This window comes from Streptomyces sp. NPDC001709 (assembly GCF_053596375.1).
The window spans coordinates 106,891-129,294 of the sequence record NZ_JBSFGB010000003.1 but is presented as its reverse complement, the minus strand read 5'-3'; the positions used below and the strand labels follow the sequence as shown (position 1 = coordinate 129,294).

The 22,404-nt window shown below is 72.2% G+C and carries 17 protein-coding genes; 12 read left to right on the top strand and 5 right to left on the bottom strand.

The window, feature by feature from the left end; all coding sequences use genetic code 11:
* Nucleotides 1-855: 855 nt before the first annotated feature.
* Nucleotides 856-1,275: an aspartate 1-decarboxylase gene (gene panD, locus ACWC0C_RS05725; protein ID WP_449196829.1), complete on the top strand. Its 420-nt coding sequence runs from the start codon at nucleotides 856-858 to the stop codon at nucleotides 1,273-1,275.
* Nucleotides 1,276-1,686: 411 nt separating this feature from the next.
* Here panD and gndA read toward each other — a convergent pair whose 3' ends face one another.
* Nucleotides 1,687-3,126 (bottom strand): NADP-dependent phosphogluconate dehydrogenase, encoded by a 1,440-nt coding sequence (gndA, locus tag ACWC0C_RS05720; protein WP_450861870.1) that lies wholly within the window; start codon nucleotides 3,124-3,126, stop codon nucleotides 1,687-1,689.
* 271 nt (nucleotides 3,127-3,397) lie between these two features.
* Here gndA and ACWC0C_RS05715 point away from each other — a divergent pair, with 271 nt between their 5' ends.
* Entirely contained in the window at nucleotides 3,398-4,549 is a 1,152-nt protein-coding gene (locus ACWC0C_RS05715) for a transglycosylase family protein (protein ID WP_450861868.1), read from the top strand.
* Here the strand turns inward: ACWC0C_RS05715 and ACWC0C_RS05710 are convergent.
* Nucleotides 4,539-5,696: a DMT family transporter gene (locus ACWC0C_RS05710; RefSeq protein WP_450861866.1), complete on the bottom strand. Its 1,158-nt coding sequence runs from the start codon at nucleotides 5,694-5,696 to the stop codon at nucleotides 4,539-4,541. The two genes, ACWC0C_RS05715 and ACWC0C_RS05710, sit on opposite strands and share 11 nt — an antisense overlap.
* A 227-nt stretch (nucleotides 5,697-5,923) precedes the next feature.
* Here ACWC0C_RS05710 and ACWC0C_RS05705 point away from each other — a divergent pair, with 227 nt between their 5' ends.
* The 7 genes from ACWC0C_RS05705 (at nucleotide 5,924) to ACWC0C_RS05675 (ending at nucleotide 15,625) form a co-directional block, all read left to right on the top strand.
* On the top strand, nucleotides 5,924-6,673 hold the full coding sequence (locus tag ACWC0C_RS05705; RefSeq protein ID WP_450861864.1) for a (2Fe-2S)-binding protein: 750 nt from the start codon (nucleotides 5,924-5,926) through the stop codon (nucleotides 6,671-6,673).
* Nucleotides 6,674-6,713: 40 nt separating this feature from the next.
* Complete coding sequence (glgA, locus tag ACWC0C_RS05700; protein WP_450861862.1) at nucleotides 6,714-7,865, top strand: glycogen synthase; 1,152 nt, start codon at nucleotides 6,714-6,716, stop codon at nucleotides 7,863-7,865.
* Between the two features lie 50 nt (nucleotides 7,866-7,915).
* Nucleotides 7,916-9,136: a glucose-1-phosphate adenylyltransferase gene (gene glgC / locus ACWC0C_RS05695; RefSeq protein ID WP_450861860.1), complete on the top strand. Its 1,221-nt coding sequence runs from the start codon at nucleotides 7,916-7,918 to the stop codon at nucleotides 9,134-9,136.
* Between the two features lie 200 nt (nucleotides 9,137-9,336).
* A complete protein-coding gene (locus tag ACWC0C_RS05690) occupies nucleotides 9,337-9,810 on the top strand; it encodes an N-acetyltransferase family protein (protein WP_449196836.1) in 474 nt (157 codons plus the stop codon).
* Nucleotides 9,811-9,940: 130 nt separating this feature from the next.
* Complete coding sequence (locus tag ACWC0C_RS05685) at nucleotides 9,941-12,262, top strand: GH92 family glycosyl hydrolase (RefSeq protein ID WP_449196837.1); 2,322 nt, start codon at nucleotides 9,941-9,943, stop codon at nucleotides 12,260-12,262.
* A 155-nt stretch (nucleotides 12,263-12,417) separates the two neighbouring features.
* The gene (locus ACWC0C_RS05680) at nucleotides 12,418-13,749 is read left to right on the top strand and encodes a wax ester/triacylglycerol synthase family O-acyltransferase (protein ID WP_450861857.1); all 1,332 of its coding nucleotides are present in this window, start codon (nucleotides 12,418-12,420) and stop codon (nucleotides 13,747-13,749) included.
* Between the two features lie 373 nt (nucleotides 13,750-14,122).
* A complete protein-coding gene (locus tag ACWC0C_RS05675; RefSeq protein WP_449196839.1) occupies nucleotides 14,123-15,625 on the top strand; it encodes an SDR family NAD(P)-dependent oxidoreductase in 1,503 nt (500 codons plus the stop codon).
* A 226-nt stretch (nucleotides 15,626-15,851) separates the two neighbouring features.
* Here ACWC0C_RS05675 and ACWC0C_RS05670 read toward each other — a convergent pair whose 3' ends face one another.
* Nucleotides 15,852-16,247 (bottom strand): hypothetical protein, encoded by a 396-nt coding sequence (locus ACWC0C_RS05670; protein WP_450861855.1) that lies wholly within the window; start codon nucleotides 16,245-16,247, stop codon nucleotides 15,852-15,854.
* Between the two features lie 408 nt (nucleotides 16,248-16,655).
* On the opposite strand from ACWC0C_RS05670, the gene ACWC0C_RS05665 reads away from it, so the two are divergent.
* Both ACWC0C_RS05665 and ACWC0C_RS05660 read left to right on the top strand, forming a co-directional pair.
* A complete protein-coding gene (locus tag ACWC0C_RS05665) occupies nucleotides 16,656-16,829 on the top strand; it encodes a hypothetical protein (RefSeq protein ID WP_449196841.1) in 174 nt (57 codons plus the stop codon).
* Nucleotides 16,830-16,891: 62 nt separating this feature from the next.
* Complete coding sequence (locus ACWC0C_RS05660) at nucleotides 16,892-17,377, top strand: N-acetyltransferase family protein (RefSeq protein WP_450861854.1); 486 nt, start codon at nucleotides 16,892-16,894, stop codon at nucleotides 17,375-17,377.
* 33 nt (nucleotides 17,378-17,410) lie between these two features.
* Here ACWC0C_RS05660 and ACWC0C_RS05655 read toward each other — a convergent pair whose 3' ends face one another.
* Nucleotides 17,411-18,760, bottom strand: a complete 1,350-nt coding sequence (locus ACWC0C_RS05655) for an amidase (protein WP_450861852.1) — start codon at nucleotides 18,758-18,760, stop codon at nucleotides 17,411-17,413.
* Between the two features lie 219 nt (nucleotides 18,761-18,979).
* Here ACWC0C_RS05655 and ACWC0C_RS05650 point away from each other — a divergent pair, with 219 nt between their 5' ends.
* A complete protein-coding gene (locus tag ACWC0C_RS05650) occupies nucleotides 18,980-21,316 on the top strand; it encodes an alpha-L-fucosidase (protein WP_450861851.1) in 2,337 nt (778 codons plus the stop codon).
* Nucleotides 21,317-21,344: 28 nt separating this feature from the next.
* On the opposite strand, the gene ACWC0C_RS05645 is transcribed toward ACWC0C_RS05650, so the two are convergent.
* On the bottom strand, nucleotides 21,345-22,403 hold the full coding sequence (locus ACWC0C_RS05645; RefSeq protein WP_450861850.1) for a LacI family DNA-binding transcriptional regulator: 1,059 nt from the start codon (nucleotides 22,401-22,403) through the stop codon (nucleotides 21,345-21,347).
* Nucleotide 22,404: the final 1 nt, after the last annotated feature.

Here is a 22,404-nt window from a genome sequence, read left to right as displayed (position 1 = left end):
GTGGCCTGAGCTGTTGCGGCCCGGGCGCTTGGCTGAACTTAGCGGGGAGACCTCCCTCGACGCCCTGAGCAGAGCCGCGCAGATCGATCCGGTTTTTACCTTCCGTGTCGTCACAGACGAGGCAGAAGCAATCGTAAGCTCTGGCCGGTACGGCACCCACGGTGTCACACAGGGGCTGATCTACGCATTCGCCCGCCATGCCGTCGGCCTGCCCGGGCACAGCTCACTCCATTTGAGGTTCGCGCTGTGGGACGAAGCGGCTGCGGTCATCGAGAGTCGGGCGCCTCGGGTCCACGACAGCGACGACCCCGACTCCCCTTACCATGCCCCCGACCGGGACACTGGCACGGCGGCACACGGCGATCTGGACGGCGCCTTCGGCCGCGGCACTGGCGGGAGTGGCCCACGCGGGACGCGAGGCCAAGCAGCGGTCGATGATTGCCGCGCGGGCTCTCGTCTCACTGCGCCCGGAGGCTCGTCTTGGGCGGGGCGAAGAGGGGAAATGTCGCGGAAGCGCTCGGCCGTGTGGTGGTGGAGCGTGCTGGTCGGTCCTGGTCCTCCACCTCACCGCCGCTGACTCCAGTTAGCAGCTTGCTCTGGATCCCTCGCCTTGCTTGATGACTCATCAGGTAAGTCAGCATCCCCTCAGCATTGGACCGGGACAGTCTTCCGTACATGCTCCTGGTCGACGGCTTCGCGACAGCCTGTTGCGCGCAGATTGCGCAGGTGAGAAGCCTGCTCGCCACGGGGCACGATGTTCTAGAAGGTCTTCGAGTCGAAGGCGTGCCGATGTACAGTAAAGGACGCCCCTGACCTGCAGAAAGTTGGCGGGGAGCCGTCTTCTAGGAGTCTAAAGTGCTGCGAACTCTGATCAAGTCCAAGATCCACCGAGCCACCGTCACCCAGGCCGACCTGCACTACGTGGGATCGGTGACCATCGACGCCGACCTGCTCGACGCCGCCGACCTGCTGCCGGGCGAGCTCGTGCACATCGTCGACATCACCAACGGCGCCCGGCTGGAGACGTACGTCATCGAGGGCGAGCGCGGGTCCGGGGTGATCGGGATCAACGGGGCGGCCGCCCATCTCGTGCACCCCGGAGACCTGGTGATCATCATCAGCTACGCCCAGGTCACCGACGCCGAGGCGCGGCAGCTCGAGCCGCGGGTCGTGCACGTCGACGCCGCCAACCGCATCGTCTCCCTCGGCGCCGACCCGTCCGAGCCGGTGCCGGGATCGGACCAGCAGCGCAGCCCGCAGGCCGTCCGCGCCTGACCGAGGGGCCGGGTGTGAGCCGGGACCGGGCGGCTGGCCCCCTCGGGTGAGTGGCCGCGCGAGGGTCGGGTAGGCGGGGGAGTAGTCCAGAGGCGACGTCCAGCGATGCCGGAGGACACCATGACGAACCCGCATCCCGACCCGGTCCCTCCGGGGCCGCCACCGGGTCCAGGTCCCACGCCACCGGACCCGTACCCGAGCCCGGTCCCGCCCCCCGAGCCGGTCCCCCAGCCCACCCCGCCCCCACCGGGCCCGGGCCCGACCCCACCGCCGGCCCCGGGCCCACCCGAACCCTCACCGTCTCCGATCCCACCGGGCCCGGAGCCCGTACCGAACCCCGAGCCGGGCCCCCCGCTCACCTGACGACACCGGGCACCACGGCAAGGGGCACCCCTTGGGCGCACAAGCCGACTACGCGGAAACCTCCGAGCGATCCCCACCCCACAACGTGTGGAACGCCCCCTCCCGGTCCACCCGGCGGTAGGTGTGTGCCCCGAAGAAGTCCCGCTGCCCCTGCGTCAGGGCCGCCGGCAGGCGACTCGCCCGCAGCGCGTCGTAGTACGCGAGCGCCGCCGCGAACCCCGGCGCCGGCACCCCCTGCCGCGTCGCGGCGATCAGCACCTCACGCCAGTCGTCCTGCGCGGCGGCGATCTCGCCCGCGAACGTCTCGTCCGACAGCAGGCTCGGCAGATCGGCCCGGGCGTCGTACGCGGCGCGGATCCGGTCCAGGAACGCGGCCCGGATGATGCAGCCGCCCCGCCAGATCGAGGCCACCGCGCCGAGGTCGATGTCCCAGCCGTACTCCTCGCTGCCCGCGGCGATCTCGTGGAAGCCCTGCGTGTAGGACACGATCTTCGACGCGTACAGCGCCTGCTCGACCCGGTCCGCGAAGGCCGCGGCCTCCTCCTTGCTCAGCGGTACGGCCTTCGGGCCCGCCAGCCCCCGCGAGGCCTCGCGGAGCCCCGCGTGCCCGGACAGCGAGCGGGCGAAGACCGCCTCGGCGATGCCGGACACGGGCACGCCCAGGTCCAGTGCGATCTGGACCGTCCACCGGCCGGTGCCCTTCTGCTCGGCCTGGTCCACGACCACGTCCACGAAGGGCTTGCCGGTCGCCACGTCCACGTGCGACAGCACCTCGGCCGTGATCTCGATCAGGTACGAGTCCAGCCGGCCCCGGTTCCAGGTGCGGAAAATGTCCGCGATCTGCGCGGGCTCGTACCCGGCGACATCGCGCAGCAGCTGGTAGGCCTCGCCGATCAGCTGCATGTCGGCGTATTCGATGCCGTTGTGGACCATCTTCACGAAGTGCCCGGCACCGTCGGGGCCCACGTGGGTCACACAGGGCGCGCCGTCGGCCGCCTTCGCGGAGATCTTCTCCAGCATGGGGCCCAGGGAGTCGTACGACTCCTTCGATCCGCCCGGCATGATGCTCGGTCCGTGCAGCGCGCCCTCCTCACCGCCGGAGATGCCCGTGCCGACGAAGTGGATGCCCCGCTCGCGCAGCTCCCGCTCCCGGCGCCGGGTGTCCGCGAAGTGTGCGTTGCCGCCGTCGATGATCATGTCGCCGGGCTCCAGCAGCGGCGCGAACTCCTGGATCACCGCGTCCGTCGGCTCACCGGCCTTCACCATGATCACCAGGCGGCGGGGGCGCTCCAGGGCCGCCACGAACTCCTCGGCGGTCTCGGCCCCGATGAAGTCCCCCTCGTTCCCGAAGTCCTCCACCAGCGCCTTGGTCCGCCCCACCGTACGGTTGTGCACGGCGACCGTGTAGCCGTTGCGAGCGAAGTTCCTGGCGAGGTTGCGGCCCATGACCGCGAGGCCCGTGACACCGATCTGCGCTGAAGTGCTCATGCCGCCTGCTCCCTAACTGCCTCGTGACTACGGCTCCGTCAGTACGGGTTCTCGCCCATCCTGACGTGCCGCCACGGCGAGCGCACATCCGACCCGCCAGGCTTGAGTACGCGGTGAGGGCCTCCGGAGCCTCAGTCTCCGGCGATTCAGGTCAAGCAGGGGCCGTTACCGGCCACTTGGGCGGTGCGTGCGGCCGGATTTCCGTCTTGTCATGGCCTGTTCGTGGCGCTTACTTTTGCCCCTCCTGACGCATGCCGAGGGGAATTCGGACATGGCCGTACGCGGCCGGCATCGCCGGTACCAGCCGAACAGGATCAACCGCGCCTCACTCACCGTCACGGCGGGCGGCGCCGGCCTCGCGATCCCGCTGGTCGCCGCCGGTACGGCCGACGCGGCCGACGCCGCCACCTGGAACAAGGTCGCCGCCTGCGAGTCCAGCGGCAACTGGAGCATCAACACGGGCAACGGCTACTACGGCGGGCTGCAGTTCACCCAGTCCACCTGGGAGGCGTACGGCGGCACCCGGTACGCCCCGCGCGCCGACCTCGCGACCAGGGACGAGCAGATCGCCGTCGCCGAGAAGGTCCTCGACGGGCAGGGCCCGGGCGCCTGGCCGGTGTGCTCGGTGCGGGCCGGGCTGACCCGGGGGGACGCGGACCCCGGCACGCACACGGACAGCGCCGCGACCCGGCCGGTGCAGGCCGAGAGGAAGACGTCCGTACGGGACGTGCGGCCGCAGACCACCCCGCAGTCCCGCGCCGGCCGGACCGAGATGTACACGGTGGTGCACGGCGACACGCTGTCCGGGATCGCCGAGGAGCACCACGTCCGCGGCGGCTGGCACGGGCTCTACGCCGGCAACCGCGCGACGATAGGCGCCGATCCCGACCTCATCCTGCCGGGCCAGCGGCTCAGCCTGCGCGGCACGGCCGCCACCGACACCAAGTCCCCGAAGTCCCCGAAGAAGAAGGCCTCTTCGGAGCACACGACCGCGCCGCACCGGACCACGTCCACCGGCCGCACGCTCGTCGCCCCGGTCGACGCGCCCATCGGCACCGGCTACCGCGTGGCCGGCGCGCACTGGTCGAAGGGCTACCACACCGGCGTCGACTTCCTCGTGCCGACCGGCACCTCCGTGCAGGCCGCCGAGGCCGGGCAGGTGGTGGCCGCGGGGTGGGGCGGCGCGTACGGCTACCAGGTGGTGATCCGGCACGCCGACGGCCGTTACACCCAGTACGGCCACCTGTCGGCCATCTCGGTGCGGATCGGGCAGAGCGTCACCGCCGGCCAGCGCATCGGCCGGTCCGGGGCCACCGGGAACGTCACCGGCCCGCACCTGCACTTCGAGGTGCGGACCGGACCCGGCTTCGGTACGGACATCGACCCACTGTCCTACCTGCGGGCCGGCGGCGTCAGGATCTGACGCCCGTACGCTGCCTGTCCAGGACCGGCAGTGGTACCTGGACGCCCGAGGGCAGCGCGGTGTACGACGCGGGGAGCACGAGGTCGGCCGGCGGTCCGCCGCCGTCGGCGCGCTCCCCGCTGCCACCCGGTCCGGGCGTCAGCAACTCCCGCAGCACCGGCTCGTCGAGCGCGCCGGCGGCCTCGGGGCGCTTGGCCCCCTCGGTCTCGGCCGGAGCCGCAACTCGCTGCTGCGGCATGGCGGGGAGCCCTTCCGTGGTGGGGGCAACCGAGGCGGAGACCGGTTCCTGGCCGCCGTCCGCCAGGGACGGCGCCCCGGCGCGCTCGATCCGCTCGGTCGTCAGCATGATCAGCCCGCCGGCCGCCACCACGCCGCAGCTCACGGCGAGCGCGGTGCCCGTGCCGCCGTAGCGGAACGACTCGCCGAACATCAGGATGCCGACGGCCGCCGCCAGCACCGGGTTGACCACGGTCAGCGTGGCCAGCGGGGCGGCGAGGCCGCCGCCCCGGTAGGAGGCCTGGGACAGCAGGACACCGCCGGTCGCGAACACGCCGACGACCGCGAGGGAGGGCAGGTCGGCCAGGTCGATGCCGTGTGTCCAGTCGACGGCGACGGTCTTGGTGAACACCGACGACATGCCGAACGCTGTGCCGGAGGCGGTGGCGAGCAGCACGCTGCGCACCGCCGGGTGCCGCTGGGCGGCCCGGCCGGCGCACATCAGCGCCACGACCGCCCCGCCGGTGACCAGTGCGACCGCCACCCGCTGGGCGGAGTCGAGGGAGTGGCTGTCGGAGGAGCCGACCAGGGACAGCAGGCCGGCGAGGCCCACCGTGGCCATGACCGCGCCGCGCCATGCGGTCGCCCCGGCCCGGCGGCCGACGCACAGCGCCGCCATGGGCAGCGCGAAGACGATGGTCAGCGCGCCGAGCGGCTGGACCAGGCTGAGCGGGCCGTAGGCCAGCGCCACCACGTGCAGCAGGCCGCCGACACCGTTGAGCGCCAGCGCCCCCCACCAACTCGGCCGGCGCAGCGGCAGATACGCACTGTCCGGGGCGGACACCGCCACCTGCTCCTGCACGATCGCGCCGGCCGCGTAGGCGAGGGCGGACACGAACGACAGCAGCACGGACAACGCGAGGGAGCTCATCGGCATCTCCTCTGCGTGCGGCGGGGGCCCTGAGCCCGGCGCGGCGTACGGTCGGCTTCCATGGCCAACACTCTGCCGGTCCGCGCTCTTCCCGTCGTCGTACCTGAGCACGCAATGCCTCCTACTGCCGATGGAGTACACCAGCCGCGCGATCATCCTCGGGACGGGTGTGCGGGACGGGGACCCCGGGCACCGGTCCGGGAACGGGCCTGGTACCAGTACCTGTCGTGGACCTCGACCCCGCTCTCGCCGCCCTCCGCCCGCTCGGCGGCTTCTTCGTCCTGCGTACGGTCCCGGCCCCGGCCGAAGCCGCCGGCGGACCGGATCCCGGGCAACTCCCGACCCTCGCCGAAACCTACGAACGGGTGACATCGGACGCGTTGGCGGTGCGGGTGGCCGTGGTCGCGGACCGGCTCCGCACCCCCGAGCCGCGTGTCGCCGCCTCCATCGCCCAGCAGGGGCTCGCCGCCCGGCTGTGGTCGGCGGCCCTCGGCTGCGCCGTCCTGTACGGCAGGCTGCCCGACCTCGACCCGCGCCTGCTGCGCTGGGATCCCCTTGCCGCCGCCCCAGACGACCTGTACCTGACCGAACTGCGCCCCCTTTCCGGCGACGCCGCCACCCTCGCCGCAACCGTGCTGCACGCACATCTGGAGCCCCTGGTGGAAGCCCTGAGAACCCGTTACGGCAGCGCACCCGGACTGCTGTGGGGCAACGCGGGCTCCGCGCTCGCCGGGGCGGCCCGGGAACTGGACCGCTGGGCCCGCGCACACGGCCGTACCGACGCGGCCGGCCGGGCCCGCGCCCTGACCGGCGAACTCTTCGCCCACCCCCTGCTGCGCACCACCGGCACCCGCACCGGCACCGCCTTCCGTCGCCGCAGCTGCTGCCTGTACTACCGGGTCCCCGGCGGCGGGGTCTGCGGCGACTGCTGCTTCACCCGGCCGCCGCGCTCTTCCCCGGGAGTCGCATCTGGGTGACCATGAAGAGGACCTGCCACCGGTGCGAGGGGGTTGTCGGGTGCGAGTGGGACTGCTGACCCGGGAGTACCCCCCGGGCGTGTACGGCGGCGCCGGTGTCCATGTGGAGTTCCTCGCCCGGGAGTTGACCTCCCTGGTGGACCTGGAGGTGCACTGCTGGGGCGAGGGCCGCGGCGTGGGCGTCGTACGCCACCGCCCCTGGTCCGCGCTCGACGGCGCCAACGACGCGCTGCGCACCTTCTCCGTGGACCTGTCCATCGCCGCCGCCCTCGAAGGCCGCGAACTCGTCCACTCCCACACCTGGTACGCGAACCTCGCCGGGCACTTCGCCAAGCTCCTGTACGGCATTCCGCACGTGCTCACCGCCCACTCGCTGGAGCCGCTGCGCCCCTGGAAGGCCGAACAACTGGGCGGCGGATACGCCCTGTCGAGCTGGGCCGAACGCGCGGCCGTCGAGGCCGCCGACGCGGTGATCGCCGTGTCCGGGGCCATGCGCGAGGACATCCTCGCCTGCTACCCGGCGCTCGACCCGGCCGCCGTACACGTCGTGCACAACGGCATCGACACCCGCCTCTACCGGCCCGACCACGGCACCGACGCCCTCACCCGGCACGGCATCGACCCCGCCCGCCCCTACGTCCTGTTCGTCGGCCGGATCACCCGCCAGAAGGGCGTGCCCCATCTGCTGCGCGCCGTACGGGACATCGACCCCGGCGCCCAGGTCGTGCTGTGCGCGGGCGCGCCCGACACCCCGGAGATCGACCGGGAGTTCCGGGAGCTGTTCGAGGAGCTGAGCCGGGTCCGCGCGGGTGTGTTCTGGATCCCGCAGATGCTGCCGCGCCCGGAGGTGATCCAACTCCTCACGCACGCGGCCGTGTTCGCCTGCCCCTCGGTGTACGAACCCCTCGGCATCGTCAACCTGGAGGCGATGGCCTGCGGCACCCCGGTCGTGGCCTCCCGGGTCGGCGGCATCCCGGAGGTCGTGGACGACGGCCGTACGGGCCTCCTGGCCGACGTGGACGACGACTTCGAGACGCATCTCGCCCGCGCGCTGGACTCCCTCCTCGGCGATCCGGACGCGGCCCGGCGGATGGGGGAGGCCGGACGGGCGCGTGCGGTCGGGGAGTTCGGCTGGGACACGGTGGCCCGGCGCACGGCCGCGTTGTACGAGGAGATCCGCAAGCAGGCTTAGTCCCGTCTGCTCGGGGCATCCATGGTTCATCCAGGGTGAGGGGAGCGGCCATGCGTCGTGGTGGGCCTTCGGTTCTCGGGATCGTGCTGGCGGGCGGCGAGGGCAAGCGCCTGATGCCACTGACCGCCGACCGCGCCAAACCAGCGGTCACCTTCGGCGGCACCTACCGTCTCGTCGACTTCGTCCTGTCCAACCTCGTCAACGCCGATGTCCTGCGCATCTGCGTGCTGACCCAGTACAAGTCGCACTCGCTGGACCGGCACATCACCACCACCTGGCGGATGTCCAGCCTGCTCGGCAACTACGTCACACCGGTCCCGGCCCAGCAGCGGCTCGGCCCGCGCTGGTACCTGGGCAGCGCCGACGCGATCCTGCAGAGCCTGAACCTGATCTACGACGAACAGCCCGAGTACGTGGCCGTGTTCGGCGCCGACCACGTCTACCGCATGGACCCGCGGCAGATGCTCGCCCAGCACATCGAGGGCGGCGCGGGCGTGACGGTGGCCGGCATCCGGGTGCCGCGCGTGGAGTCCTCGTCCTTCGGCGTGATCACACCGGGCCCGGACGGCCAGGCCGTCGAGCGCTTCCTGGAGAAGCCCGCCGACCCACCCGGCCTGCCGGACGACCCGGAGACCGTCTTCGCCTCGATGGGCAACTACATCTTCACCACCAAGGCCCTGATCGAGGCACTGCAACGGGACGCCGAGGACAGGGAGTCGGTGCACGACATGGGCGGCTCGATCCTGCCCCAGCTCACCGCGCGCGGCGAGGCCCGGCTGTACGACTTCGGGGACAACCACGTGCCCGGCGAGACCACCCGCGACCAGGGCTACTGGCGGGACGTGGGCACCCTGGACGCCTACTACGAGGCGCACATGGACCTCATCGCCGAGCGCCCCGCGTTCAACCTCTACAACCGCCAGTGGCCCATCTACACCCACTCGGGCCAGCTCTCCCCGGCCCGCTTCAACGGCGGCGGCATCGCGGGGGAGTCCATCATCAGCGCGGGCTGCCTGATCCGCGGCCAGGTCACCCGCTCGGTCCTCTCCCCGGGCGTGCGGGTCGACCCCGGCGCGGTGGTCCAGGGCTCGGTCCTGCACGACAACGTGCGCATCGGCCGGGGCGCGGTGGTGCGCGGCGCGGTCCTGGACAAGAACGTGGAGGTCCCGCCGGGCGCGACGATCGGGGTCAACCCGGACCGGGACGCGGAGCTGTACACCGTGTCCAAGGGCGGGGTGATCGCCCTGGGGAAGGGGCAGCGGGTGCCCTAGGGATAGGGTCCGCGGCATGCGCCGGAGTTCGAGGCCTGCCTCGGGCGCGCCTGCCGCGACTGCGGAGCCCTGTTCCCCTTCCTCACGGAGTACGACCGGCGGGAACTGGACGCAGTGGCCGAGGACCTGATGGAGGTCGAGGACGCCGCCCCGCGGCACACCCCTGGGACCCGCCCGGCAGCCCGGGTTAGGGTCGGCGCATGTCCGCTGCTCCCGCGCTCGTGTTCCGGCCCGCCGTCCGTGCCGACCTGCCCGCCGTACTCGCCTTGCTCGCCGACGAGGACAAGGTGGTGGATCCGGCGGCGGTGGAGGTGACCGCGGCGTACGAGCGTGCCTTCGCCGCGATCGAGGAGGACCCGCGCAACGAGTTGCTGGTTCTGGTCGAAGGTGAGGCCGCTTCCGGCACGGTCGTGGGCTGTCTGCAGGCCACGTACATCCCCGGGCTCGGCAAGGGCGGTGCCGAGCGGGCGCTGATCGAGGCGGTGCGGATCCGCGCGGACCGGCGCGGTGGCGGGCTCGGCCGGACGCTGATGGAGCGAGCCGTCCAGCGGGCACGGGCGCGCGGCTGCGCACTCGTTCAGCTCACCAGCAACAAGAACCGTGCGGACGCGCACCGCTTCTACAGCGCGCTCGGCTTCGCCCGCAGCCATGAGGGCTTCAAGCTGACGCTCTGACGGACCGTCACCATCCGGCCGCTGTCCCGCGCGACGCGTTTGGCCCGATCGCCGTAGCCTGCCCGGATTTGAGTCGTTCGACCTTCAGGATGCAGACAACGATGTCCAAAACCTGCGGAGGTCATCCGACATGAGAGGGACCCGGCGCACGCGGTTGTGCCTGGCCGGGGTGATGGCAGCGTCCGCGCTGATCGCCACCCCCACCGCACGGGCCGCCGAGCGGACCGACGGACACCTCACCGATCTGGTCAACCCGTTCATCGGGAGCCAGGACGAGGGCAACACCTTCCCCGGCGCGGCCGTGCCCTTCGGCATGGTGCAGCTCTCCCCGGACACCGGGCACAGCACGGGCTACGACTACACGCAGAACCGGATCCGCGGCTTCTCCCTGGTCCATCTCTCCGGCGTCGGCTGCCGCATCGGCGGTGACCTGCCCGTGCTGCCCACCACCGGCGACGTCACGCAGACGGACTACACCCGGTACGCGGTCGGCTTCTCGCACGCGGGCGAGACGGCGAGCCCCGGCTACTACCGTGTCGGCCTGTCCTCCGGTATCCGTGCCGAGCTGACCGCGAGCGCGCGCACCGGCGTGCAGCGCTACACCTTCCCCGCCACCGACAAGGCCAACGTCCTGCTGAACGCGGCCCAGTCGCTGCACAAGGCGGTCTCCAGCTCCGTCGAGATCCTCGACGACCACACCGTGCGCACCGAGATCACCGGCCACGGTTTCTGCCGGGACACCGGCCCCTACACCGTCTACACGATCACCCGCTTCAACCGGCCCTTCACCGCCTACGGCACCTGGGACGGCGAGACGCTCACCCCGGGCTCCCGCAGCGGACCCGGCGGCGCCTACGTCCGGTTCGACACCACCAAGGACCGTACGGTCGAGGCGACCACCGCCCTGTCCTACGTCGACGCACGCGGCGCGGCCGGGAACCTCGGCGCCGAGCGCGGCCGGTCCTTCGACGCCGTACGCGAGCGGGCCCGCGAGGAGTGGGAGAAGCGGCTCGCCGCGGTCCGGGTCCGGGGCGGCACGAGCACCCTGCGCCGGACCTTCTACTCCTCGCTGTACCGGTCGTTCCTCGCACCGAACATCGGCAGCGACGCCGACGGCCGCTACTTCGGCTGGGACCGGCGCGTCCACCGCGCCAAGGGCTTCACGTACTACCAGAACTGGTCGCTGTGGGACACCTACCGCACCCAGGCCCAGCTGCTCGCGCTGCTCGCGCCGGGCGAGGCACGGGACATGGCCCGCTCGGTCGTCGCGATCGACGAGGACGGCGGCTGGCTGCCCAAGTGGGGCTACGGCCCGGTCGAGACGAACGTCATGAGCGGCGACCCGGTCACCCCCTTCCTGACCACGGCCTATCAGATGGGGCTGCTCAAGGGCTTCGAGGAGCGGGCCTACCGGGCGCTGAAGAAGAACGCCGACGGCGTCCCGCCCGACGACTACCCGGGCATCGGCCGGGAGGCCAACGCCGAGTACCTCGCGCACGGCTTCGCCCCCTTCGACAAGGACCGCCCGTTGGCCAAGATGGGCGACTCCGACTACCACCACGGGGCATCGGTCACGCTGGAGTACGCCCTCGCCGACGCGATGCTGGCCCAGATGGCCCGGGGCCTCGGCCACAAGGCCGATGCCGACCGGTACGCCGCCCGCGCGCAGAACTACCGCAACATCTTCGACCCCGCCACCGGCTTCTTCCGCGCCCGGGACGCCGTCGGCGCCTTCACCGGCTCGGCCGACCCGGCGCGCGGCATCGGGTTCCACGAGGGCACCGCCTGGCAGTACCAGTGGCTCGTGCCGCAGGACGTGCCCGGCATGGTGCGGCTCATCGGCGGTGAGCGCGCGGCCAACGACCGCCTCGACGCCTTCTTCGCCTACGACCGGCTGCTCGCGGACCCCGCGAAGACCGCCCGCGAGGTGTGGGTGCACGGCGACGCGTACGCGTACTACAACGCCGACAAGTACAACCCGATGAACGAGCCCGACCTCATCGCGCCCTACACCTATCTGGCCACCGGTCAGCCGTGGAAGACCACCGACGTGGTGCACGCCGCCCTGACCCTCTTCACCGACGGCCCCACCGGCATGACCGGCAACGACGACCTGGGCACGATGTCCGCCTGGAACGTGCTGTCGTCCATCGGGCTGTTCCCGATCCAGCCGGGCTACGGCACCTGGGGCCTGTCCACGCCCGTCTTCGACCGCGTCGACCTCGCCCTGGACCGCCGCTACTGGCCGAGCGGCCGGCTGACCATCGCGGCGCCCGGCACCTCGGCCGCCGACCGCTACATCCAGTCCGTCCGCACCGACGGAACACCGCACGGGCGTACGTATCTGACGACGGGTGCGCTGCGTTCGCTGCGTTCGCTCGCGTTCACGGTCGGCCCGCGCCCGTCTGAGTGGGGTACGTCACCCGGGGCGGCGCAGCCCGTTCTGAAGTGACCTCACGTATCACTTGGGTCCCGCCCCTTTCCGAGGGGCGGGACTTAATCTGCTGTTAACTGAGCGTAGCCTGATCATACTTGACCGTAATCGGGTGTCGGAGTTTGACTGCGGGTGACTGCAGATCTCCCCTCGTCGACGCGTGAGGCAAGCCCTTGACTTCCGACCTGCTCGCTCCACTCGATCTGGCGTTCTGGAACATCGAGTCCGACCGGCACCCGATGCACCTCGGCGCGCTCGGCGTCTTCGGTGCCCACTCACCCACCGCCGGTGCCCATGCCGCCGACCTGCTCGCCGCCCGCGCCGCCGCCGTTCCCGGGTTGCGTCTGCGCATCCGCGACGTGTGGCAGCCGCTCGCCTTCGGCGGCGCCGCCCGCGAGCCCGACCCGGACTTCGACCCGCTGAACCACGTACGGCTGCACGCCCCGACCGCCGACTTCCACGCGGTCGCCGGCCGGCTGATGGAACGCCCGCTGGAGCGTGGCCGGCCGCCGTGGGAGGCGCATGTGCTGCCCGGCGAGGACGGGGTGTCCTTCGCGGTGCTGTTCAAGTTCCACCACGCCCTCGCCGACGGGCTGCGCGCACTCAAGCTGGCCGCCGGTGTCCTCGACCCGATGGACCTGCCGGAGCGGGCGCCCCGCGCCATCGAGTCGCCGCGCGGTCTGCTGCCCGACGTACGCAAGCTGCCGGGGCTCGTTCCCGGGCTGGTCAGGGGCGCGCTGTCCGACGTGGGCCGGGCCCTGGACATCGGTGCCTCCCTCGCCCGGTCCACCCTCGGCATGCGGCCCACCTCCGCGCTCACCTCGGCCCCGAGCGGCACCCGCAGCACCGCCGGAGTCGTCTTCGACATCGACGATGTGCACCGGGTGCGCAAGACCGTCGGCGGCACCGTGAACGACGTGCTCATCGCGGTCGTCGCCGGTGCCCTGCGCCGCTGGCTGGACGAGCGCGGCGACGGCAGCAAGGGGGTGTCGCCGCGCGCCCTCATCCCCGTCTCCCGCCGCCGCCCGCGCACCGCCCACCCGCAGGGCAACCGGCTCTCCGGCTATCTGATACGGCTCCCGGTGGACGAGCCCGATCCGCTCGGCCGCCTGGACTTCGTGCGCACCGCGATGATCCGCAACAAGGACGCGGGGCCGAACCGGGGCGCCGGTGCCGTCGCGCTGCTCGCCGATCACGTCCCGGCCCTCGGTCACCGGCTCGGCGGGCCGCTCGTCGGGCAGGCCGCCCGGTTGTGGTTCGACATCCTCGTCACGAGCGTGCCGCTGCCGGGTCTGGGGCTGCGGCTCGGCGGGCACGAGCTGAAGGAGGTCTATCCGCTGGCGCCGCTCGCCCCCGGCCAGGCGCTGGCGGTGGCGATCTCCACGTATCGCGGGCGCGTGCACTACGGGCTGGTCGCGGATGCGCGGGCCGTGCCGGACCTGGACCGGTTCGCTCACGCGGTGTCGGCCGAGGTGTCGGCGCTGCTGGCCGCGTGTGAGGTTTGAGCGGTTCCCACCCGCCGGGCCCATCGCCGTCGGCGGCCGCGGGCCGGAGGGCGGGAAGGGGTTCCCACCCGCACCACCCGTGCGGCTTTCGTCGTCGGGTGCGGGTGGCCCCCGCGGGGCTTGCCCGCCGTCGGCGGCCGCGGGCCCGGGGGGGGGAAGGGTTCCCTCCCGCACCAGCCGTGCGGGTTTCGTTCTCGGGTGCGGGTGGCCCCCGTGGGGCTTGTTCGCCGTCGGCGGGCGTGGGGCCGTCGGGGGGCCTCGGGTGCTGGGGTGGGCGGGTTTGGCGGTGAGCCGGTCCGCTTCGTAGAATTCCCCGTTCGAAAGCGGGCGCGAGTCGGAGCGCTGCGCGGGTGATCAGGGAAGCGGCAGCGCGATGACGGTGACAGAGGACGGCTCCATGGCCTCCATGGCCATGGACGAGGCGGTCTACGGGCCCGGCATCGACCCCGAGCGCCTGGCCGTCTGCCTGAGCGTGCTCGAGGAGCTCGACCAGCTGGATGTCGACCACCCGGACGCGATCAAGGTCCGCCGGGCCACCTCGCACATCTACCGCACGGTCAAGCAGCGCCGCCGCCAGGAGCGCCGGGCCGCCAAGACCGCGCACGACCGTGCCGTCACCGAGGCCACCGCCACCGGCTCCGCCGAGCGCATCGACGACGAGACCGAGGGCATCCTGCCCTCCTCCAAGACCGAGTCCGGCAAGATCGCCGGCATACTCCAGCGCCCCCGCTCCTGCTACACCTGCAAGACCCGCTACGTCGAGGTCGACTACTTCTACCACCAGCTCTGCCAGCGCTGTGCCGCCGAGAACCGCGCCAAGCGGGACGCCCGCGCCGACCTCACCGGCAAGCGCGCCCTGCTCACCGGCGGCCGCGCCAAGATCGGCATGTACATCGCGCTGCGCCTGCTGCGCGACGGTGCCCACACGACCGTCACCACCCGCTTCCCCAAGGACGCCATCCGCCGGTTCAAGGCGATGGAGGACTCGGCGGACTGGCTGCACCGGCTGGAGGTCGTCGGCATCGACCTGCGCGACCCCGCGCAGGCCGTCGCCCTCGCCGAGCAGGTCGCCGAGGCGGGCCCGCTCGACATCCTGATCAACAACGCGACGCAGACCGTACGCCGCCTGCCCTCCGCCTACGCGGCCCTGGTCGAGGGCGAGAGCGCCCCGCTGCCCGCCGGTGAACTCCCCGCCCATCATGTGATCGGCGCCTTCAACTCCGGAGCCGTCGACGGCATCGCCGCGCTGCCCGTCGGCACCAGCGGCCTGGACGCCCAGAAGGTCGCCGACCTCGCCCTCGTCGCGGGCAACGCCAGCGTCGCCCGGCACCTCGACGGCACCGCCATCGACGCCGGCGGCCTCGTCCCCGACGTCGTCGAATCCAACACCTGGGTGCAGACCATCGACCAGATCTCGCCGGTCGAACTGCTGGAGACCCAGCTGTGCAACTACACGTCCCCGTTCATCCTGATCAGCGCCCTGCGCCCGGCGATGGCCGACGCCGCGAAGAAGGCCTCCAGCGGCCGTGCGTACGTCGTCAACGTCTCCGCGATGGAAGGTGTCTTCAGCCGGGGCTACAAGGGCGCCGGGCACCCGAACACCAACGCTGCGAAGGCGGCCATGAACATGGTCACCCGGACCAGCGCGGAGGAGATGTTCGAGACGGACGGCATCCTCATGACCTCCGTCGACACCGGCTGGATCACCGACGAGCGCCCGCACTACGACAAGCTGCGCCTCGCCGAGGCCGGCTTCCACGCCCCGCTCGACCTGGTCGACGGCGCCGCCCGCGTCTACGACCCGATCGTCCGCGGCGAGGCGGGCGAGGACCTGTACGGCGTCTTCCTGAAGGACTACGCGCCCGGCAAGTGGTGACCCCGCGGAATCCGGTGGCCGGCCCGACCGTCGCTGTCCTAGGGTGACGGTCGTGCCGGAGTGCCCGGTGCGCAGGCCACGCGTTCTTCATGGTTGTGATCCATCAGCAGACCCCAGCGGGACTGTGGGCCCTTCGGGGCCGACGCGTAGCCGTCGGGATCTCGGGCACTCCGCACTAGCCCTTCTGTGACGGACCGTCAGTCGTCGGAAGGCCCGTGTCCCGGTGTCAGTCGAGGGCACCGAGCCGTGAATGACGGGCCGCCACCAGCTCCAGCACCGTGCGCCAGTCCTCCAGCACGCCCGCGTCGAAGCCCGCCGTGCGGCTCTCCTCGTCGGCCTGCCGCAGTCGCAGCACATCGTCGTCGGCCGCGCCGGCGTCCCCGCGGAGCAGCCGGAACACCCGCTCCCCGAGCAGGGAGCGCACCGCCTCGGCCGCGCCGACCGCCCGGCCGCCCGTGTCGTCCGGGTAGAGCACCGGCCCCATGCCCTGCACCAGCCCCGCGACCTGGAGCTCCTTGTCGGCGGGGCGGCTGCGGCGCAGCAGCGCGGCGGTTCGCAGCGCGTGCTGGTGCCGGCCGGAGTACAGCAGATCCATCAGCTCCTCGACGCTGCGCAGCTCCATGCGTCAGTCCTTCCGCGAGACAGCCGTTGCCGCTCATCAGCAGATCATGACGAGCTTGCGCCCGGGCCAACGGCAACTGAACTGAGCCATGTGTAGGCCGAGTGGGTGATGCGCTCCGACGGCGGGGTGATGCGCCTCAGGGTAAATAGCCGCATATTGGGAGGCATTGAGGGGTGAAACGACTTCTGATAGTTACACCATGTTTGCACTCCCGATCGAGCGCACCTCCGCTCATTTGGGTAATCTGGAGGGGACGGGCAGTAGTACGGGGTCCCACCCAGACCCAACGTCCGCGCCGGCGCCACCGCGTCCGAACTGGCTTTCCATCCAGACCCGAGCGGGCGCCGAGTGCCGGAGCGCAGGCTGGCCTCCAGCCCTCGAGGGTGACCGACACATAAGGAGTGCGCGGTGACACCGGAGAAGACGAACAACGAACAGCGCCCCGAGGAACGCACGGAGCGCGTGGGCCACCGGCCCGGAGAACTCGGCAGCCTCGACGTGTGGGCCCGGTCCGCCCCGATCCGCCTCGCGGGTTACGAGGACGACCTCGCCGAACCCCACATCCTGCCCAGCGTGGACTGACCCCCGGACCGGCCCCTTCGCGACAGCCGCGCGCATGGGCGTGACCTGACAGACTCACGCCCATGCTGATCAGAGAAGCCGTGGCCGACGACTGGCCACGGATCTGGCCTTTCTGGCACCGTATCGTCGCCGCCGCCGAAACCTACGCCTGGGACCCGGAGACCTCCGAGGAGGACGCCCGCGCGCTCTGGATGAACCCGGCCAAGCGTGTCTACGTCGCCGAGGACCCGACCGGAACCGTGGTCGGCTCGGCCTACCTCACCCCCAACTACGGCGGACCCGCCGCCCGCGTGGCCAACGCCGGTTTCATGGTCGATCCCGACCACACCGGAAAGGGCGCCGGCCGCGCCCTCGCCGAGCACGTCCTGGCCGAGGCCAGGGCCCACGGCTACCGCGCGATGGTCTTCAACGCCGTGGTCGAGACGAACCCCGCCGTCGCCCTGTGGACCTCCCTCGGCTTCACCGTCCTCGGCACGGTCCCCGAGGCCTACGACCACCCCCGGCACGGCAGGGTGGGGCTGCACATCATGTACCGGTCGCTCGAATAGGCGGCGATCACCGGACGCTCGGCCAGGCGGGACTCAGGAGCCCGCCACCGGTGCCGTCCGCCGCCAGGGGCGCAGCTTCTCCAGTTCCTCCGCCAGCACCAGTAGGACGGCCTCCGCACCGGGGCGGCCCACGAGCTGTACGGCGCAGGGCGCGCCCGAGGGCAGGGTGCCGAACGGGACCGACATCGCGGGCCAGCCCGTCAGGTTCCAGGGCGGGGTGAACGGGGAGTACGCGGTGTTGGCCAGGATGTTGCGCAGCCAGCCGCGCTCGTGCCACGGGCCGGCCGCGGGGGAGCGCCGGGCCAGGGCCGGGGTGAGCAGGACGTCGTGCTCGGTGAAGAAGGGCGTCAGCCGGGCACGCAGCCGCTCCCGGCTGTCCCCGGTGCGCACCGAGCGGACGAAGCGCCGGCCCACCTCCGCGTGCACCCGGGTCCGCCGGGCCAGCCGGGCCGGGTCCAGGCCCTCGGCGTCCACCGCCGTCCCGGCCGTCCAGTGCCGCAGCGCGGTCACGCCCAGCGAGAGGGGATACGGCGGCTCGGCCCGCCGCACGCGGTGTCCGGCCCGCGCCAGCACCCCGGCCGCCTCCCGGACCGCGGTCGTATACGGCCTGCTCACGGCGACCCCCGCGAGTGGGCTGCGCAGGGCCACCGCGATCCGCCGGCGCTCGGGGTCCGTGGCGCGGGGCGTATCGGCGCCGGCCAGCACGCCCAGCATCAGGCGCAGATCCTCGACCGTCGTGGCCAGCGGGCCGTTCTCCGCCATGCCGAACCAGTCGCCGTTGCCGATCCCCGCCGGCACCACCCCGAGCCCCGGCTTCAGCGTGACCAGGCCGCAGTTCGCCGCCGGGATGCGCAGCGAGCCCATCCCGTCGTTGCCGAGCGCGAGGGGCACCAGTCCCGCGGCCACCGCGGCCGCGCTGCCGCCGGACGAGCCGCCCGCCGTACGGGAGGTGTCCCACGGGTTGCGGGCGGTGCCGAACACGCCCTCCGTGGTGCCGAAGACACACAACTCCGGCACGTTCGTCAGGCCCACGACCACCGCGCCGGCCGCCCGCAGCCGGGCCACCGTGGCGTGATCCTCGGCGGCCGGGGTGTCCGGGGTGGCGGCCGAGCCGTCGCGTTGGGACTCGCCGCGCACCGCCAGGTTGTCCTTCACGGCCACCGGCACGCCTGCGAGCGGCAGTTCGGCCAGATCGGTGCGGGAGGCCACCTCGTCGGCCTCCGCGAGCGCCGCTTCGGCCCGCACCTTCCGGAACGCCCCGATCCGTCCGTCGAGCCGTTCGATCCGCGCGAGGTGCCCGGCAGTCACTTCGCGGGGCGTCACCCGCTTCTCGCGTACGGCGGCGGCTATCTCGGCGGCGCTCCGCCCGGCCCAGTCGCTCACGGGCACTCCTCGCTCGGTCGTCGGCTACTCGCTGGTAAGAATCAAGGCGCAGGGAGAACTGTGCCCGGTCGGGCGCGGTACGTCGAGAGGTCGATACTCAGTCACCCCCTCGTCATCCGATCAATGTCTCAACTGCCGTCCCCTGCAGCCCCGTTGACAGTCCCACGGCCGCCGCTCAATCATCAGAGGTCCGATGAATCGGAGTTTCGGGAGCCGCTCATGAGCACGTGTCCCAGACGTCTGGTCCTGGGTGCGGCGGCGGGCGTGACCGCCGCGGCCGCCCTGCCGCTCACCACCACGACACCCGCCCGGGCCGCCGGCCGGCCGGGACCGTGGGCCGCCGTCCCCGATCCGGTGCCCGTCCCGCTCGACGCCCTCTACGACAACGACGGCATCGACACCGCGTCCGCACGCGGCGGCGACTTCGACGGCTCCGGCTACACCTTCCCCGGCGAGGAACTCCCCGCGGGCCACGTCGAGGTCGACGGCATCACCTTCGCCTTCCCGGCGTCCACGGCGGGCACCAAGAACAACGTCGTCGCGCTCGGCCAGCGCATCGACCTGCCCAAGGGCCGGTACCTGTCGGCCCTCTTCCTCACCGCCTGCAGCTACGGCGACGCCTCCGGCGAGGCCACCGTCCACTACGCCGACGGCTCCACCAGCACCGCGGGCCTGGGCGGCGGCGACTGGTACTCGGCGGGGGGATCGCTCTCGGTGCCGTACCGCTACAAGCCGGACGGCACCAGGGACGAGCACGGCGTCGGGATCGGCACCTCGGAGGTGTGGCTGGACCCGCAGCGCGAGGCCGTCGCCCTCACCCTGCCGGTCACCAACCCGGCCGAGGCCGGCAAGACCTCCCTGCACGTCTTCGCGCTCTCCCTCCAGCCCGCCGCACAGGGACGGGCACTGGCCCTGCGCGACGCCCGCTCCACCAGCTCCCTGCTGGACGCGACCGGCGCCCAGAGCATCGAAGCCACCGTCGTGAACGCGGGCAGCGTCGCGATCCTGGCCGGCGACAACCTGTCCGTACGGGTCGACGTCCCCGGTGCCCGCACCGTCGAGCCCGCCCGCGTCCGCCGCCTCGACCCCGGCGAGCAGGCACGCGTGCGCGTCGGCATCCGCAACCGCGCGGGCACCGCACCCGGAACCGAACAGGACGGCACGGTGACGGCCGTCGGCCGGGGTGCCCAAGCCGCCTCCCACCACGGCAGGCTGACGCTCGGCACGGCCGACTACCAGCCCACCGAGGCCTCCCTCTCCGGTCATCAGGCGCCCTACTGGTTCCAGGGAGCCAAGTTCGGCATCTTCATCCACTGGGGCGTCTACTCGGTGCCCGCGTGGGCGCCGGTCGGCGTGCAGTACGCCGAGTGGTACTGGGACCAGATGCAGGACCCGGCCAACCCCACGTACGCCCACCACCGGGACACCTACGGCGAGGACTTCGCCTACGACGACTTCATCCCGCGCTTCACCGCCGAGAAGTTCGACCCGCGCGCCTGGGTCGAGCTGTTCCGGGACGCCGGTGCCCAGTACCACGTGCTGACCTCCAAGCACCACGAGGGCTTCGCGCTGTGGGACACCAAGGTCTGCGACCGCAACGCCGTCCGGCTGGGCCCGAAGCGGGACCTGGTCAAGGAGCTGTTCGAGGCATCCCGCCGGTACGCCCCCGAACTCCACCGGGGCCTGTACTTCTCGATGCCCGAGTGGTTCAACCCCGACAACCCCTGGATGGGCCACGCCCCGCGCAACCCGTACACCCTGGAGCCGGTCCCGTACACGGGATACACCACGGGCAAGGACTACGTGCGGGACTACCAGGCCCCGCAACTGCTCGAACTGATCCACGGCTACGACCCGGAGATCATCTGGTGCGACATCGGCGGCGTGAACGACAGCCTGCATGTCCTGGCCGAGTACTTCGACCACGCCAAGAACCGCGCCCGTCCGATCGACGTGACCGTGAACGACCGCTCCGGCATCGGCTTCCACGACTTCACGACACCGGAGTACACGACGTACGCCGGCACGGTCGTCGCCAAGTGGGAGGCCAGCCGCGGCCTCGACCCCCGCAGCTACGGCTACAACCAGGCGACGCCCGACTCCGCCTACATGACCGCGGAGGAGGTCGTGCACAGTCTCGTCGACATCGTCTCCAAGAACGGCAACTTCCTGCTGGACATCGGCCCGCGCGCCGACGGCACCATCCCGGAGATCATGCAGACCCGGCTGCGGGAGACGGGGGAGTGGCTGAAGGTCAACGGGGAGGCGGTGTACGACACGACGTACTGGTCGCGGATGGCCCAGCTGGGACAGGACCTGCGGTTCACCGTCCGCCCGGGCGAGGCCTTCTACATCCACTCCCTCGCCGAACCCGGCCCCAAGCTCACGGTCGCGGCCCCGGTGCCCGTCCGCCCGGGCGACAAGGTGACCATGCTCGGTCATGACCGCCCCCTGACCTGGAAGGTCGCAGGCGGCGAGCTGGTGATCGCCGTACCCGAGGCGGCCCGGAAGGCGGGCAGACACGCCTGGGTGTTCAAGGTGGAGTGGCGGGCCTGAAGGCTTCAGGACCGGGCCTGAAGGTCCGTCAGGATCGGGCGGCCGGCGGAGCCGCTGCCCCCGTGCTGCCCCGTCCCGTGAGCCGTGGCACCGGTACTCCCACCGCGCGCGCCGTGTTCCCGTCCAGGAGGGCCAGTAGCTCCCGCGCCGCCGTGCGGCCGAACTCCGCGCTGTCCCGGGACAGCGCGGACAACCGGGGCGTGACCATGCGGCACAGCGCCGAGTCCTCCCAGGAGACCACCGACACGTCCTGCGGGACGCGGAAGCCCAGTTCGGCGGCGGCGGCCAGGCCGGCCACGGCCATCACGTCGTTGTCGTAGATGAGTGCCGTCGGGGCGGGGCAGCCGCCGAGGACCCGGTGGGTGACGGCGGCGCCCTGCGCGTCGGAGTAGTCCGTGGTGACCGAACGGACCTCGGTGAGCCCGCGCCGCTCAGCCTCCGCGCGCAGGGTGGCGATACGGCGCTGGGTGTGGGCCAGATCGGGCAGTCCGGCGATGTGCACGATCCGGCGATGGCCGAGCGCCGTCAGCTCGTCCACCACGGAGGCCATCGCACCCGCGTCGTCCGCCCAGACCGTGGACAGGCCGGGGTGCCGTACGTCCGGTGCGCCGCCGATCACCACGGCGGGCAGCCCGAGTTCGTCCAGCAGGCCGGGGCGCGGGTCCGCCGAGCGTGGGTCGGCGACCAGCACACCGTCCACCCGGTGCTCCGCCCACCAGCGCCGGTACACGGCGCACTCCTCGGTCACGTCCTCCGCCACCTGGAACAGGAGGCCCAGGTGCCGCTCGGCCAGCACCTCCTGGATGCCCGAGACGAGCTGGAGGAAGAAGGAGTCGACGCCCAGGGTGTGCGCGGGGCGGGCGAGGACGAAGCCGACCGTGGCCGCGCCCTCGCCGGACAGGGCGCGCGCGGCCGTGCTGGGCCGCCAGCCGAGCTGCTCGGCGACCCGGCGGACCCGCGCCCGGGTGGCCTCGGAGACCCCGGGACGGCCGTTGAGCGCGAAGGAGACGGCGCTCTCGGAGACCCCGGCCCGCCGGGCGATGTCCTTCATCGTGGGCCGGCGTGCGGGGGACCGCTTGGTCGGCACG

Coding starts and splice junctions, on each gene's coding strand:
- glgC (WP_450861860.1), top strand. CDS start 7,916: ATGCGTCGTGGTGGGCCTTCGGTTCTCGGGATCGTGCTGGCGGGCGGC.
- ACWC0C_RS05710 (WP_450861866.1), bottom strand. CDS start 5,696: ATGAGCTCCCTCGCGTTGTCCGTGCTGCTGTCGTTCGTGTCCGCCCTC.
- ACWC0C_RS05690 (WP_449196836.1), top strand. CDS start 9,337: ATGTCCGCTGCTCCCGCGCTCGTGTTCCGGCCCGCCGTCCGTGCCGAC.
- ACWC0C_RS05715 (WP_450861868.1), top strand. CDS start 3,398: ATGGCCGTACGCGGCCGGCATCGCCGGTACCAGCCGAACAGGATCAAC.
- ACWC0C_RS05675 (WP_449196839.1), top strand. CDS start 14,123: ATGACGGTGACAGAGGACGGCTCCATGGCCTCCATGGCCATGGACGAG.
- ACWC0C_RS05660 (WP_450861854.1), top strand. CDS start 16,892: ATGCTGATCAGAGAAGCCGTGGCCGACGACTGGCCACGGATCTGGCCT.
- ACWC0C_RS05650 (WP_450861851.1), top strand. CDS start 18,980: ATGAGCACGTGTCCCAGACGTCTGGTCCTGGGTGCGGCGGCGGGCGTG.
- ACWC0C_RS05670 (WP_450861855.1), bottom strand. CDS start 16,247: ATGGAGCTGCGCAGCGTCGAGGAGCTGATGGATCTGCTGTACTCCGGC.
- gndA (WP_450861870.1), bottom strand. CDS start 3,126: ATGAGCACTTCAGCGCAGATCGGTGTCACGGGCCTCGCGGTCATGGGC.
- ACWC0C_RS05685 (WP_449196837.1), top strand. CDS start 9,941: ATGAGAGGGACCCGGCGCACGCGGTTGTGCCTGGCCGGGGTGATGGCA.